The sequence below is a fragment of the Desulfomicrobium norvegicum genome (assembly GCF_900114595.1).
Taxonomy (GTDB): domain Bacteria; phylum Desulfobacterota; class Desulfovibrionia; order Desulfovibrionales; family Desulfomicrobiaceae; genus Desulfomicrobium; species Desulfomicrobium macestii.
This window is the reverse complement of record NZ_FOTO01000001.1, coordinates 680,815-694,240: the sequence shown is the minus strand read 5'-3', so window position 1 is coordinate 694,240 and position 13,426 is coordinate 680,815. Positions and strand designations below refer to the sequence as shown.

11 protein-coding genes are annotated in these 13,426 nt (G+C 58.2%); 8 read left to right on the top strand and 3 right to left on the bottom strand.

Annotated features, from left to right (window positions below; translation table 11 throughout):
* Window positions 1-9: 9 nt before the first annotated feature.
* From BMZ24_RS03135 to BMZ24_RS03125, 3 genes are read left to right on the top strand one after another with little or no spacing between them, the layout of a single operon-like run.
* Window positions 10-822: a DUF1295 domain-containing protein gene (locus BMZ24_RS03135; protein ID WP_092189160.1), complete on the top strand. Its 813-nt coding sequence runs from the start codon at window positions 10-12 to the stop codon at window positions 820-822.
* Entirely contained in the window at window positions 819-2,093 is a 1,275-nt protein-coding gene (locus BMZ24_RS03130) for an NAD(P)/FAD-dependent oxidoreductase (protein WP_092189158.1), read from the top strand. The genes BMZ24_RS03135 and BMZ24_RS03130 overlap by 4 nt, the downstream gene beginning before the upstream one ends.
* Window positions 2,090-4,054 (top strand): DUF1365 family protein, encoded by a 1,965-nt coding sequence (locus BMZ24_RS03125; protein ID WP_092189156.1) that lies wholly within the window; start codon window positions 2,090-2,092, stop codon window positions 4,052-4,054. The genes BMZ24_RS03130 and BMZ24_RS03125 overlap by 4 nt, the downstream gene beginning before the upstream one ends.
* Before the next feature lie 203 nt (window positions 4,055-4,257).
* Here BMZ24_RS03125 and BMZ24_RS19755 read toward each other — a convergent pair whose 3' ends face one another.
* Window positions 4,258-4,617, bottom strand: a complete 360-nt coding sequence (locus BMZ24_RS19755) for a hypothetical protein (protein ID WP_161949017.1) — start codon at window positions 4,615-4,617, stop codon at window positions 4,258-4,260.
* A gap of 105 nt (window positions 4,618-4,722) precedes the next feature.
* Here BMZ24_RS19755 and BMZ24_RS03120 point away from each other — a divergent pair, with 105 nt between their 5' ends.
* From BMZ24_RS03120 to BMZ24_RS03110, 3 genes are read left to right on the top strand one after another with little or no spacing between them, the layout of a single operon-like run.
* Window positions 4,723-6,477: a flagellar hook-length control protein FliK gene (locus BMZ24_RS03120; protein ID WP_161949016.1), complete on the top strand. Its 1,755-nt coding sequence runs from the start codon at window positions 4,723-4,725 to the stop codon at window positions 6,475-6,477.
* 12 nt (window positions 6,478-6,489) lie between these two features.
* Entirely contained in the window at window positions 6,490-7,170 is a 681-nt protein-coding gene (locus BMZ24_RS03115) for a flagellar hook assembly protein FlgD (RefSeq protein WP_092189152.1), read from the top strand.
* A gap of 44 nt (window positions 7,171-7,214) precedes the next feature.
* On the top strand, window positions 7,215-8,870 hold the full coding sequence (locus tag BMZ24_RS03110) for a flagellar hook protein FlgE (protein WP_092189150.1): 1,656 nt from the start codon (window positions 7,215-7,217) through the stop codon (window positions 8,868-8,870).
* 79 nt (window positions 8,871-8,949) lie between these two features.
* Here BMZ24_RS03110 and BMZ24_RS03105 read toward each other — a convergent pair whose 3' ends face one another.
* The gene (locus BMZ24_RS03105) at window positions 8,950-9,333 is read right to left on the bottom strand and encodes a flagellar protein FlaG (protein WP_143077822.1); all 384 of its coding nucleotides are present in this window, start codon (window positions 9,331-9,333) and stop codon (window positions 8,950-8,952) included.
* Window positions 9,334-9,534: 201 nt separating this feature from the next.
* On the opposite strand from BMZ24_RS03105, the gene BMZ24_RS03100 reads away from it, so the two are divergent.
* Window positions 9,535-10,458: a flagellin N-terminal helical domain-containing protein gene (locus BMZ24_RS03100; protein ID WP_092189146.1), complete on the top strand. Its 924-nt coding sequence runs from the start codon at window positions 9,535-9,537 to the stop codon at window positions 10,456-10,458.
* A gap of 97 nt (window positions 10,459-10,555) precedes the next feature.
* On the opposite strand, the gene rnc is transcribed toward BMZ24_RS03100, so the two are convergent.
* Window positions 10,556-11,284, bottom strand: coding sequence for a ribonuclease III (gene rnc, locus BMZ24_RS03095; protein WP_092189144.1), 729 nt, complete (start codon window positions 11,282-11,284; stop codon window positions 10,556-10,558).
* Between the two features lie 11 nt (window positions 11,285-11,295).
* On the opposite strand from rnc, the gene BMZ24_RS03090 reads away from it, so the two are divergent.
* Entirely contained in the window at window positions 11,296-13,389 is a 2,094-nt protein-coding gene (locus tag BMZ24_RS03090) for an acetate--CoA ligase family protein (protein WP_161949015.1), read from the top strand.
* Window positions 13,390-13,426 lie beyond the last annotated feature (37 nt).

The window sequence follows — 13,426 nt, the reverse complement described above, 5'->3', positions numbered from 1 at the left end:
GAGGAGCCCATGACTGTCGTATTTCTTGGTGCGGCCGTGGCATTGCTTTTGACCATGAACACCATGTTTGTCATCGGGACGCGTGCAAGTGACAACAGCCTCATCGACATAGCCTATGGCCCGGCCTTTGTGGCGGCCTGTCTCGGAGCCTGGCTCGCGAGCGGGATGGAGTTGCATTTCAGGCCGCTGCTCATGTTCTGTCTGCTGTGTCTTTGGGCCGTGCGCCTGGCGGTGCACATCGGCTTGCGCCATCGGGGTCGCGGCGAGGATTTTCGCTACCGGAATTTTCGCGAGCAATGGGGAGACACCTTTGTCTGGCGAAGTTTCCTGCAGATTTACATGCTGCAGGGGCTGGTCGTGTTCCTGGTCGCCATGCCCATCCTTCTGGCCGTGGCCGGACCCGGATCCGGGCTCGTCTGGACCGATGTCCTGGGTGCGGCCCTCTTTGCGGTGGGCTTTTTCTTCGAGGCCGTGGGCGATTGGCAATTGTCCCGTTTCAAGAAGACTCCGGCCGGCAAGGGCAGGATCATGACCACGGGGCTGTGGCGTTACACCCGCCATCCCAATTATTTTGGCGAAGCCGTGCTGTGGTGGGGCTTCTTTTTTCTGGGGCTTGGTGCCGGGCATGGCTGGTATGGTCTGGTCAGCCCCGTACTCATCGGATTTTTGCTCCTGAAAGTATCGGGCATCCCCATGCTGGAAGACAAATACAAGGGCCAGCCTGAGTTCGAGGCCTATAAAAGCGCTACCAGCGCCTTTTTTCCCTGGCCCCCTCGCACCTTGAAAACCCGCCACGGCGGCGACGATTCGGAGCATGCATGAATACAGGCAGGGCGAATGCCAAAAAGACAGTGGCCGTTATCGGCGGCGGCGTGGCCGGGATCGTGGCCGCGCACCTCTTGCAGGATAGCCGCGAGGTGACCATCTTCGAGAAGGAAAATTATCTGGGCGGGCACACGCACACCGTTTCCGTCCCGGATGGCCCGGACGGGGGAACCCCTGTGGATACGGGCTTCATCGTCTTCAACGAGGCCACCTATCCGCTTTTCATCAAATTTCTCGAAGAGCTTGAAGTCCCATCAAGGGAGGCTCAGATGTCGTTCGCATTTCATTGCGAGCGCACCGGTTTGACCTACGCCGGGACGGACCTGGCCGGGCTGTTCGCCCAGCGCTCCAATCTGTTTTCCGTGCGCTATTACCGTTTTCTGTTCGAGATTGTCCGCTTTTGCCGTCAGGGCAAGGCGGATCTCAAGGACGGACAGGAGCTTGGCACCCTCGATGACTACGTGCGCCGCCATGGTTTTTCATCCTTCATGGTCGAGAACTATCTGCTGCCCATGGCCGCGGCCATTTGGTCGACTCCGGCCGGACGGGTGGGACAGTTTCCGGCCCTGTCCTTTTTGCGATTCTTCAACAATCATGGGCTTCTCTCCCTTGTTGATCGTCCACGTTGGAGAACGGTTTCAGGGGGCAGTTGCAGCTACGTCCGGGCATTTTTGCGTCGTTTTCGCGGAGAGGTGCGGCTTGACGCTCCCATCGAGGAAATCCGGCGCGGCGCGTCGGGGGTCAGCGTGACGGTTTCCGGTGAGGAACCGCGCATTTTTGATGACGTGTTCATCGCGGCCCATGCCGATCAGGCCCTGCGCCTTTTGGGCGATCCTTCGCCGGAGGAGGCGCGGCTTCTCGGGGCCTGGCGTTACGAGGAAAACACGACCGTCCTGCATACGGATGTTTCGGTGTTGCCCCCCTCGCCCAAGGCCTGGGCCTGCTGGAATTTTAGGCGGGAAGCCCAGGAGAACGCGCGGGTTTTTGTAACGTATGCCATGAATCTTCTGCAGGGTCTGGCCGCAAGCAAACAGTATCTCGTGACCCTCAACCGGCCGACTCCCCATGACGAATCCACGGTCCTGGCCAGTCTGGTCTACCATCATCCGGTGTACACCAGGGAATCCATGGAGACGCAGGGCTCCCTCTCTTCCTTGAACGGTCACCGAAACACCTATTTCTGCGGCAGCTATTTCGGCTTCGGATTTCACGAGGACGCGGTTCGCTCCAGTCACGAAGCCGTGCGGAAGTTCAGGAGGGAGGAATGAATTCGCGGATTTATGTCGGAACCCTGAGCCATTTGCGCACGCATGAGGCCAGGCATGGCTTTGATTACGATCTGCATCTGTATGCCCTGGATATTGACGAACTGGACCGGCTGGAGCGCGATACATTCTGGTTCGGACACAACCGTTTGCGCCCCCTGGCTTTGCATGACCGCGACTATCTGCATCATGGGGACGAGGGGTTGCGGGACAAAGTGCTGCGCGCCTTGCGGGAGAATGGAGTGGATCTTGCGCCAGCGCGCATCGTGCTGATCACGGCCCTGCGTCAATTTCATTACGTTTTCAACCCGGCCAGCTTCTTTTACTGTTTCGACGAGTCGGGGTGCCTTGCGTGCGTCTTGGTGCAGGTCAACAACACCTTTGGCGAGACTCACCTCTACTTGCTCACTCCAGAGGGCGGGGAGAGGATTTTTGGTGCGCAAAAGGCTTTTCATGTCTCCCCGTTTTTTCCACGTCGCGGTCGCTATGAGTTCATGTTTTCCGAACCGGGCGACGAGCTTGCCATTTCCATCACGTATTATCTGGGCGACCAGCAGGCCCTCAAGGCGTCATTCACCGGCGCGGCGCGACCCATGACCGGTCGCAATCTGGCGCGGATACTCATGGGGCATCCCTTGCGGGCGGTCCTGACCGTCCCGCGCATCGTGGCCCAGGCGGCGCGGCTTTATTTTCGCAGCAAACTCGCCGTCCACCCGAAGCCTGAACCTGCTTCGTCCATGACGATCCGGCAGGCTCCGCCGACACTGACCGACACACTTGGCAAGTGGGCGGTCAGGCGCTTCTTGCGGCAACTGGATCATGGCCAGCTGACGCTTGGCCTTCCGGACGGGGGGCGGGAAATATTCGGTTTGTCCGGATCGCTGCCAAAGGCCGAGATTACTGTGCACAGATCGCGTTTCTTCAGCCGCGTCATGCTGTCCGGGGACATCGGCTTTGGCGAGGCCTACGCCGACGGCGATTGGAGCAGCCCGGAACTGGTCCGCCTGCTCTGCCTGCTGGCGCAGCGCGAGGATGTCCTGGATGATCGGCGCTTCTGGCCTGCCCTGGCGGGGAGAGCGCTCAATTTCATGACGCATCTGCGTCGCCCCAACACCGTCGCCGGGAGCCGACGCAACATCGGCGAACATTACGACCTCGGGAATGATTTTTACAGGCTCTTTCTGGATTCGACCATGTCCTATTCCGGCGGCATCTTCAAAAGCGCAGAGGATTCCCTTGAAGATTCCCAGTTCGCCAAGATGCACGCCATCATCGACATGGCCGGTCTTGGCCCGGAAGATCACGTGCTCGAGATCGGCTGCGGCTGGGGCGGCTTCGCCCTGGAGGCGGTGCGGCGCACAGGTTGCCGGGTGACGGGCATCACCATTTCAAAAGAGCAGCTTAAGTGGGCCACGCGCAGGGTGCGGGAAGAGGGCATGGAGGAGAACATCAGCATTCTGCTGACTGATTACCGCCATGTGCAGGGCAGTTTCAGCGCCATCGTTTCCATCGAGATGCTCGAAGCCGTGGGGCATCGCAATCTGCCTCTGTATTTTCAGACCCTTGACCGTCTGCTCGCTCCGAACGGACGGGCCGTGCTGCAGGTCATCACCATGCCCGACCAGAAATACAGGGCTTACCGCCTGGGTTCGGACTGGATCCGGAAGCACATATTCCCCGGCGGTCACTTGCCGTCCCTCGGGGCCATGGCCCAAGCCGTGGGCGCACGAAGCAGGCTGGGCATCACGCGCATGGAGGATATCGGGCTCCATTACGCCCGAACCCTTGAGTTGTGGCGGCTGGCGTTCATGTCGCGTGGCGATGAGGTCATGAAGCTGGGTTTTGATCAGAATTTTTTGCGCAAGTGGGAGTATTATTTCAGCTATTGTGAGGCAGGGTTTCGCAGTCGCACGGTTCGGAATTATCAGCTTCTGCTCTCCCGAATGGGTGAAACGGGATCATAGCGTATTTCCGCGTAAAGAGAGTTTTCAAGCCCCATCGTCGGGGGGCACCAAAAAGAACGCCCAGCGGGAAGCCGCTGGGCGTTTGTCGTGTGCTTCCCGTGTTCGGGAAGCGAGGGCTTTCGGAGAAGCCAGCTCCGAAAACCCCACACAGTCCATGACGCGATAGTCGATTTTTTTTAACATGGGCGGAAGAAAAAAGTAAATCAAAAAGGCTTTGTAAGACAGAAATCGCTTTTTTTGTAGGACGCGCGCGGTGCGTTTTTCCGGGTGGAAAATTTCTTTCGGGGGGGCGCCTTGGCCTTCGTGCTCCGGCTTGGCCCGTCTTTTGATCTATTGCCTCCAGCAGGAGGTGAAGAATGCAGTTTTTTCCCGCATCCATGTCTGGTGGGGCACAGTCCTTTCGCGCTGGCGGCGCATTTGAAATGATGGAAAATCGGTCCGGTCAGGATTTTCATGATCTGTTTTCGGCGCATCTGAACCAGCCGGATACAGCCGTCGTAACTCCTCAAACCAGTCAGGCCGAGCCGCCTGCAAGTCACGAACAGGTTTTCGCTGACGATCATGTTCCTGCCGAAGATGGAAGGGATACGGATTATCGCGAGTCGTCCCCAATTGAAGAAGAGAGTGTCTCCGCAAGTCCGGACCCTGCCGACCATGAGGGAAACCGTGTGGAAGAAAGCGCAGGTGGCTCGGCAAAAGCTGCCGTGCAGGAGCCCCAAGCCTCAGGATCTGGGCAGGCGGATTCCGTATCCGCTGCCGAGAGCGCTGCCTTGGATAAAGAGACCGGCGCTACGAATGCGGACAATGCGGATGACTCCACCGCTGCCGCAGTGCAGGAGCTGCTCGACAGCTTGGCCGAGGAAGTCAGGGCGAGGGGCGCGGACAACGATGAATCCGTCATTTCCGAAAAAATCGCGGCCCTGCACGAACTTCTCCGTCAATTCCAAAAGAGCGATCCTTCGAACCGCAGCGAACTGGCCGTGACCCTGGGCGAGCAGATGAGAAGCCTGAAGGCGGAGCTGGCAGCGGACGGGAAACGGGGCGAAGGCACCGAAAATTTGGAGCGGAAGACACAGAGCGCTTCGTCTTCTGTGATGCAGAAGATCGACGCCCTTTTGGTCCGCTTGGAAGCGCATCGGACGGCGGGACATGAAGGCGTGAGCCCGGACAAGAGCCTGACAAAGAGCCTGGGCAAGGCCGATGCTTCCGTTGCCTCGAAAGCCGGCGTCATGGAGGGAGCGCAGGATGGACAGTCCCGCGTCGCGAGGTCTCGGATTTTGGCGGCGGAAGCTGCGAAGGCCGCGTCCGGCGAAGCCCTGGATCGCAAGCAGGGCGATGATCCCAAGTCCGAGATTCCGGTCGCGCTTAAGGACGGCAAGGGCCCTGAGATCGGAACTCGCCCGGTCCGCAGCGAGAAACAGTCTTCGGATGTTCAAGGTCAACCCGGAATTCGCGTCGCGGCGTCCGAGGGTTCCGCCGGGAAAAGCTCTGTGGTGCTTGATGCCACGGAAGAAGCTCTTTCGGCGCAGGACTGGCACGCAGAGTCCGTGGCCACCGACGCGGAGCGCAAGCATGCCGCCGCAAAGGATCAGGACGGCGCCGCCCGCAACGGGAGCGTCGTGACGCGCGGCGGCCTGCCGGCTGCCGCCGACAGACCCGTGGCGGCAAGGGAAAGCTCCGGGCAGACGGTAGCGCAGGACGCGGCCTCCCTGGCGCGTGAGGGCGAAGCCGCTTCCGCCGGAAGCGCTGCGGCCGCGGATTCCAAGGGGGAGAAAAAGCAGCCCGATGCCCGTCAGGGATTTTTCGGCACGCAGGACGGGGAAAAATCGTCCTCATCCACCTCCCGCGCCGCCCAGGTCGCCGGGAACACAAAGACAGCATCCGAATCCCAGACGCTGACCCCAGCCTCCGCACAGGCTTCCCAGAGTCAGTTTCAGCAGAGGATGGAGGCTCCCGTCAGTGCTCGCAACGCCGAGGTCTATCAGCAGGTTGAGAACGGAGCCTTCAGGAACCTGGGGCAGGGCGTGAAGCAACTGGTCATTCGTCTTGATCCGGCCGACCTGGGGCAGGTCAGTGTCATTTTGCAGGTGCGGGGCAAGGAAGTGCAGGCCGTGCTCAGATCCAGCAATCAGGAGACCTCTTTGGCCTTGAATGAGCAGTTGGGGCAGCTACGCACGCAACTCGAAGCCCAGGGGCTCAAGGTCGGGAAACTTGAGGTGCAGACGCAACTGGCCGATTCTCAGAGCCAGTCGCAGTGGCAGGGCTCCGAGAATCACAACCGCTATCAGGAAAACCAGGAATTGGCCTCGTCGGCCAAGCGCTGGCGCACTCTGGAACGGGTGGCGGGCGGTATGGTCCGGGATGTGCAAAATAGCGGGCACAGGGAAAAACTTTCCCAAAGCGGCCTGGATATTTTTGCCTGAGAGGAGGCGGTCATGATCGATCAGATTTTGCAGCAGCAGGGCGGTTTTTACGGCGCGGACACGGCATCCAAGAACGATGTCCTGGGCAAGGACGCCTTTTTGAAGCTTCTGGTGACCCAGTTGCAGAATCAGGATCCGCTCAATCCTCTGGACGACAAGGAATTCATTGCCCAGCTGGCGCAGTTTTCGAGCCTTGAGCAGATGACGAATATTTCCGAGGGCATCACCTCCCTCACGGACAAGACCGCCCAGCAGGACATGCTCAGCGCCGTCAACTACATCGGCAAGGAAATCACGGCTTCGGGAGACGGAATCACCAAGAGCGGAAATTACGTGACCCCGGTCTACTTCACCCTGGCCGACGCCGCCGCGCAAGTCTACGCCAATGTTTACGATGAAAACAACAATATGGTGCGTACCGAGAAGTTCTCCTCCATGCAGGCCGGGGAGTTTGGATTCACTTGGGACGGTCTGGACTACAACGGGAATCCGGCCAACAGCGGCCAGTACAACGTATATTTTTCAGCGGAAAGCCCAACCGGGGCAACGGTTTTTGTCGACACGGAAGTCTCCGGCACCGTGACCGCACTGGAACAGGGCGACGGGGAGACATTCTTCCGCCTGAGCGACGGACGTAAGATCAGTTTCAGCGACATCAAGAAGGTCATCCAGCCGGTTGTGGCTGAAGAGTAAATTTTCTTCACAGCTCATTGCAGTGAATCAAGAAGGGGGTAGTTATGGGTTTGTCAGCATCTCTGTACTCCGGGACCAGCGGTCTCAAGGCTCATGGCGAGGATATGACCGTCATCGGCAACAACATCTCCAACGTCTCGACCATAGGATTCAAGGGCTCGCGCATGTATTTCGAGGATGCGCTGAGCCAGCAGATCACCACCGCTTCGGGCAGCGGTCAGGTGGGACGTGGCGTGTCCGTGGGTACGGTCATGGGTGATTTTTCCCAGGGCTCCCTGGAGAGCACCACAGAAGCCACGGATTTGGCTGTCGGCGGCAACGGATTTTTCATGGTTTCCCCCGCCGGGCAGGAAATCAATTACTACACGCGAGCCGGAAACTTTCGTTTTGACGAGGATGGCTATCTGGTCAATCCTCAAGGTTACCGTCTTCAGGGGTGGGAAGTACAGCAGACAAATGCGAGCGCCTCAACCACCGGAAACACGACAGCTCCGACGAAATCCGGAGTGCAGATTCAGGGCGTGCCTCAGGACGTGAAATTGGAAAATTTCCAGTCTCCACCCCAGGCAACGGCTCGGATTGATGTGATCGTCAACGTAGACTCTGCATCGGAGGATAAGTCAGCTTACACCACTTCCCCGTTTACATCGTTATTCAACGCGTATGACGCGGGGGAAGCTTCACCACTGACCGAAGAAAGTTACGCATATCAGACTACAATAAAGGTTTATGATGAAAACGGCTCGTCCCACAATCTAACTGTGTATATGGATCCTGTTGGCGATGAGAATGTTGAGTCTGAAGCTGGAGGTAAGAAGTATTGGGAATATATTGTTACTGTTCCTCCTGGTGACGATAATCGCGAGTTCTGGGATGGTGTTGCTGATCCGAAAATGAAAGGTGTTTTGATGGCTGGTACTCTTACATTCAACGCGGCTGGCGAACTCGAGAATATGTCCGCGTTCACGATCAACGATACCACCTTGCCCCCTGATACACTGACTTCCTGGGAACCTGCCGATATCTCGCCGACTGGCTATCCACGGTGTACGGCCAATTTTTTGGGAACCTCGGATGGAAGTATTGTGGGGCCGCTTTCCAAAAATATCGAGATCAATTTTGGCTTGCGGAACAAGACGACAACATGGGACCCTGGGCCCGCCGGTCAGAATCCTGAAGCCTCAGACCTCGGTCTTGACAACTTGGCCGCGTTGGCAACCCTTGACCCAAGCGACTTGGCCCTTATTAACGGTTTTGATGTGACGGATAAAAGCGCTCTCTCATCCACCAACTACAGCACCGGTTCCACGACCATCTTTCAGGCCCAGGACGGATACACCGCAGGATTTTTGCAGAACATCTCAGTGGACCGAGATGGGGTCATCACTGGTAGGTATTCCAACGGGCAGGTTCTGCAACTCTTCGCCGTGACTCTGGCCACGTTCAACAACAACTATGCCCTGTACCGCGAGGGCGGGAACCTCTTTTCCGAGACGCGCTCCTCGGGGCCGCCCATCACCGGATTGGCGAACACCGGGGGCAAGGGTAGCATCGCCTCCAACTCCCTGGAGCAGTCCAACGTGGACTTGGCCACGGAGTTCGTGAAGATGATCACCACGGAAAAGGGCTTCCAGGCCAACTCCAAAACCATCACCACCGTCGATCAGATGCTGACCGTACTTATCCAGCTCAAGCGCTAATCTTCTAAGCTTTCAGCACGAAAAAAAAACCCGTTCCGGCAATCCCGGAGCGGGTTTTTTTTCGTGCGGACCAAGCAGTTTATAGGGCTTTGTCCAGAAAAAGTCCGACCATCTTTTCTATGGAAACGGCTAGGTCGAGCATCTCGTCGGCGGGGATCTTGCGGATCAGCTTTTGCGTTTCGGGGTCGCGCACCTCCACCTGGACCGTGTCGGTTCGCTCGTCGATGTGAAACTTCAGGTTCACACCCAGGGAGGACATGTAGGAATCGACCGCTTCGGTCAGGTTTTGCAGTTTCTGCGCGGAAATTTCTTCCGACTCGTCAGGCGTCGCTCCGGATTGCCGGCCCTGAAGCCCGCCCGATGCGGCACGCTCCGCGTCTTCGAAGTCGGATTTGAGCTGATTGGTTTGCTCGACGGGCGCCAGAAGTTCCTGGGGCTCGTAGGAGAGGGAGGTTATTTTCATGGCCGAGGCCTCCTCTTGATGGATGAGTTCATAAATATAATCGTCCAGCGGGAGGAAAACTTTAGCCGTGGGAGGCAATTTTGACCTCTTTGCCGAAGCTCTGTCTGGGATATTAATCTAATATTCTGAAAATAATAAATAAATTTTAAATGGCATTCTGTGTGCATTGTTGCGTGCATACCAGCGTAAGGAGGATCTCACATGTCTTTGGTCATAAATCACAACTTGATGGCGATGAACTCCGCCAGGAACCTGTCCAATTCCTACAGCAGTTTAGCAACCTCGACCCGGCGCCTTTCCTCCGGATTGCGCGTGGGCACCGCCGCCGACGATGCGGCGGGCCTGGCCATCCGCGAGTTGATGCGCGCCGATATCGCGTCCCTCAATCAGGGCGTCCGCAACGCCAACGACGCCATCTCCATGATTCAGACGGCCGACGGCGCCCTCGGCGTTATCGATGAAAAGCTGATCCGCATGAAGGAACTGGCCACCCAGGCCGCTACCGGCACCTATGGCTCGGATCAGCGTCTGATCATCGACTCGGAGTACCAGGCCATGGCCTCGGAAATTACCCGAATCGCCAATGCTACGGACTTCAACGGAATTTATCTGCTCAACGGCAATCTTTCTTCATCGGAAACAAATGCTGCCGATTGGGGCGATGGTCACAATGGTGGCGGCTTGCAAGCCCAAGGTGCCATGAAGATCCATTTTGGCACCGGCAATGACAGCAGTGAAGACTACTACTACATCGCCATCGGCAACTCCACTGCTTCGGCGCTTGGCGTCGGTAACCAGTCCGATCCGGCTGTTGGCGGCGGCTTCAGTATTTCCACCCAGCAGGGGGCGCAGCAGTCGCTCGACGCCATCAACGAAGCCATTGTCTCCAAGGACAATATCCGGGCCAGCCTTGGTGCCTTGCAGAACCGCCTGGAGAATACCATCACCAATCTGAGCATTCAGGCCGAGAACCTGCAGGCCGCCGAGTCGCGCATTTCCGACGTGGATGTGGCCCAGGAAATGACGGAATTCGTGCGCAACCAGATCCTGACCCAGTCCGCCGTGGCCATGTTGGCGCAGGCCAACCAGCTGCCGCAGATGGCCATGCAGCTCATGCAGGGTTAATCGGGTTTCCATCGGCAAAGGCAATGATCAAAGACAAAGCCGGGGCGTTTGGCCCCGGCTTGTTTTCTTGCAATGCCTTTTGCTGGTGATGGCGGGCTTATGCGCCTGGTTCGGAAAGATCAGGGAAGCGTTTCCGCAGGAGCAGCAAAGCCTGCTCGGCAGCGCCCTGCTCGGCCTTGCGCATGCTGCGCTCCTCCCATTCAACCTCGGTCTTGTCCGGCATGGTCACGACGACGGTGTACTGCTTGGCGTGTTCCGGGCCCTGGCTGTCGCGTAGCGCATACGAAGGCCTGGCCTTCCAGATGCGCTGGGTGGCTTCCTGCAGCAGGCTTTTGAAGTCGCGCGGTCGGAAGGTCTCCGGAGGCGCGGGCCACTGCCCCTCGAACAAAAAATTGACGCACGTGATCGCGGACTCCAGCCCCCCGTCAAGGTAGACGGCGCCGAGCACCGCTTCCAGCGCATCGCTCAGCACGGAATTTTTTTCTCTCCCGCCCTGCACATCCTCACCGCGGCCAAGGAGCAGGCATGAGCCAAGACGAATCCTTCTGGCCGCCTGCGCGAGCGCCCCTTCGCTGACCAGCGCGGAGCGCATTTTGGTCAGATGGCCTTCCTGCACTTCCGGAAATTTGCGAAACAATTCCTGGGACACAGCCAGCTCAAGAACCGCATCACCAAGAAATTCGAGCCGTTCGTTATGCGGACAGCCGTGTTCATTGGCATGGGAGCTGTGTGTGAGGGCTTGGATTAAAAGCTTGACTTGCTTGAATTCATAATGGATTTCATTCTGCAGCGATTGCAGTGCATCCGATGGAACTTCCAGTGACATTAAGGTTCTCCATGAGAGACGATTATCTTCACGCCCTTTTTTCTCCCCAAACCATCGCCGTTGTCGGTTCATTCGACAACGCAGGAGCCTCGGCCCGTGTCGTGCTTTCAAATCTTGAAGGCTGGGGGTATCAGGGGAGGATTGTTCCCGTCAATTGGACCTCCGGACAGGATCCGCGCACCCTTGACGATCTGAAAGGAATCGACCTCGCCGTGGTCTGCCTTGCTCCTGAATTTGTGCCTGAAGCGCTGGAATGGATCGCGGACATGGGCATCAAGGCGGTCATCATCATTTCCGCCGGATTCCGGGAGATCGGGGGACAGGGCTATTATCTCGAAGAATCCATCATCCAGTTGGCCGAACGCCGGAACCTGACCTTGCTCGGGCCCAACTGTCTGGGCGTGGCCTCCTGGGCGGACCATCTGAACGCTTCGCTCATTTCCCGGCTGCCCAGCCAGGGCAATATCGCCTTTTTTTCGCCGTCCGGATCCATGTGCAACGCCATCCTGGATTGGGCCGCAAGCGAGGAGATCGGCTTCTCCAAATTCGCAAGCCTCGGCAACCGGGCGGTCATTGATGAAGCGTCCATGCTTCAATTTCTGGCCGAAGACCCCCAGACCAGCGTCATCATCGGGTATCTGGAAGGCATGAACAACGGCCGCCGCTTTGCGCGCATCAGCCAGACCATCACCCACGAAAAGCCGGTCATCATGCTGCAGGCCGGCATGACCGAGCACGGGCAGAAGGCAATTTCTTCCCATGTGGGCGCCCTGACCGGATCGGAGAGGGCCTACCAGACCGCCCTGAAGCAGGCGGGCATCATTCAGGTGGACAATCTCTCTACACTCTTCGATCTGGCGCGCATGTTCGGCACTCAGTCCCTGCCCAAGGGGCCGAATCTGGCCATCGTCACCAATTCCGGAGGAGCCGGGATTCTGGCCGCCGACGGAATGGCCGGGACCAGTCTCATCCTTCCGCGCCTCGGCCGCGATACGGCCGCCCGTCTGGCCGACGTTCTTCCCCGCCATGCACAGACATCCAATCTTGTGGACATCGGCATGGAAGCCACCCCCGTTCAGTATGCACAGGCTTTGAACACGGTGCTGCACGACCGGCAGATCCAGATGGCCCTGTTGGTCATCGCTCCGGGGCTTGGCGTGGACCTGCCGGCCATCGTGCGCGAACTGGTCGCCTTGCCAAGGGCGGAAGGCAAGACCGTCGCGGTCTGCCTGATCGGCCAGGAAGGGGTGATGGAAGAGAAACGTTTTCTGCAGCGTCACGGCCTGCCCTGCTATTCCAACCCCAAGGCGGCGCTGGCCAGCTTCGAGGCCATGCTTCGCTATGCCGGGTGGAAGACCAAATCCTATCCGGTCGAGGTCTGTTACCGCCGGGACAAGGCCAAGGCCGAGCGTTTTCTGAAAGACTGCCTCGATGTCGGCAAGACCGAGCTGTTCGGCTTTGAAGTGCAGCCCCTGCTCATGGCTTATGAGCTTGGTTTCCCCCGCACGGAGCTTGCCCGGACCAGCAAGAGCGCGGTCAAGATCGCCAAGCGTCTGGCCTGTCCAGTGGCGCTGAAGATTGCATCCCCGCATATCGAGTACAAAAGCGATGTGGGCGGAGTCGAGGTCAATCTGCAGACTTCCGAAGAGGTTCGCCTGGGTTTCATGAAATTGACTTCGCGCGTGCAGCGCCTGCGCAGCGAAGCCTTTGTCTCGGGTTGTCTGGTCCAAGAAATGATTCTCGGCAAACCGGCGGAAGTTTGCATTCGGGTCCAGCGCGATCCGAAGTTCGGTCCACTGATCCGCTTCGGGCTGTCGGGCAGCCAGGCGGACATTTTCCAGGAGTATTCGATGCGTCTTGCACCATTGTCCCTGGATGACGCCGCCGGAATGATGCGGGAACTCAAGGTCTTCTCCCTGCTCAAGCGGGAGCGTGGGCGCGAGGCGCTGGACTTGCGGGCTCTTGAGGATGTATTGTTGACATTGTCGCAGATGACTCTGGATTTTCCTGAAATTTACACCCTGGAATTCGATCCTGTTCTGGTCACGTCGAGGGGGGCCTGGGTGGCCGGGGCGCGAATGTCTCTTTTGCCTCAGTCTGAATAGTCGGGCCGTGATCGAAAAAATAATTTCGCAGTCCTGA

Bases quoted from the DNA above. Each gene is read 5' to 3' on its own strand.
- BMZ24_RS03135 (WP_092189160.1), top strand. From the start codon at position 10: ATGACTGTCGTATTTCTTGGTGCGGCCGTGGCATTGCTTTTGACCATG.
- BMZ24_RS03130 (WP_092189158.1), top strand. From the start codon at position 819: ATGAATACAGGCAGGGCGAATGCCAAAAAGACAGTGGCCGTTATCGGC.
- BMZ24_RS03125 (WP_092189156.1), top strand. From the start codon at position 2,090: ATGAATTCGCGGATTTATGTCGGAACCCTGAGCCATTTGCGCACGCAT.
- BMZ24_RS19755 (WP_161949017.1), bottom strand. From the start codon at position 4,617: ATGATCGTCAGCGAAAACCTGTTCGTGACTTGCAGGCGGCTCGGCCTG.
- BMZ24_RS03115 (WP_092189152.1), top strand. From the start codon at position 6,490: ATGATCGATCAGATTTTGCAGCAGCAGGGCGGTTTTTACGGCGCGGAC.
- BMZ24_RS03110 (WP_092189150.1), top strand. From the start codon at position 7,215: ATGGGTTTGTCAGCATCTCTGTACTCCGGGACCAGCGGTCTCAAGGCT.
- BMZ24_RS03105 (WP_143077822.1), bottom strand. From the start codon at position 9,333: ATGAAAATAACCTCCCTCTCCTACGAGCCCCAGGAACTTCTGGCGCCC.
- BMZ24_RS03100 (WP_092189146.1), top strand. From the start codon at position 9,535: ATGTCTTTGGTCATAAATCACAACTTGATGGCGATGAACTCCGCCAGG.
- rnc (WP_092189144.1), bottom strand. From the start codon at position 11,284: ATGTCACTGGAAGTTCCATCGGATGCACTGCAATCGCTGCAGAATGAA.
- BMZ24_RS03090 (WP_161949015.1), top strand. From the start codon at position 11,296: ATGAGAGACGATTATCTTCACGCCCTTTTTTCTCCCCAAACCATCGCC.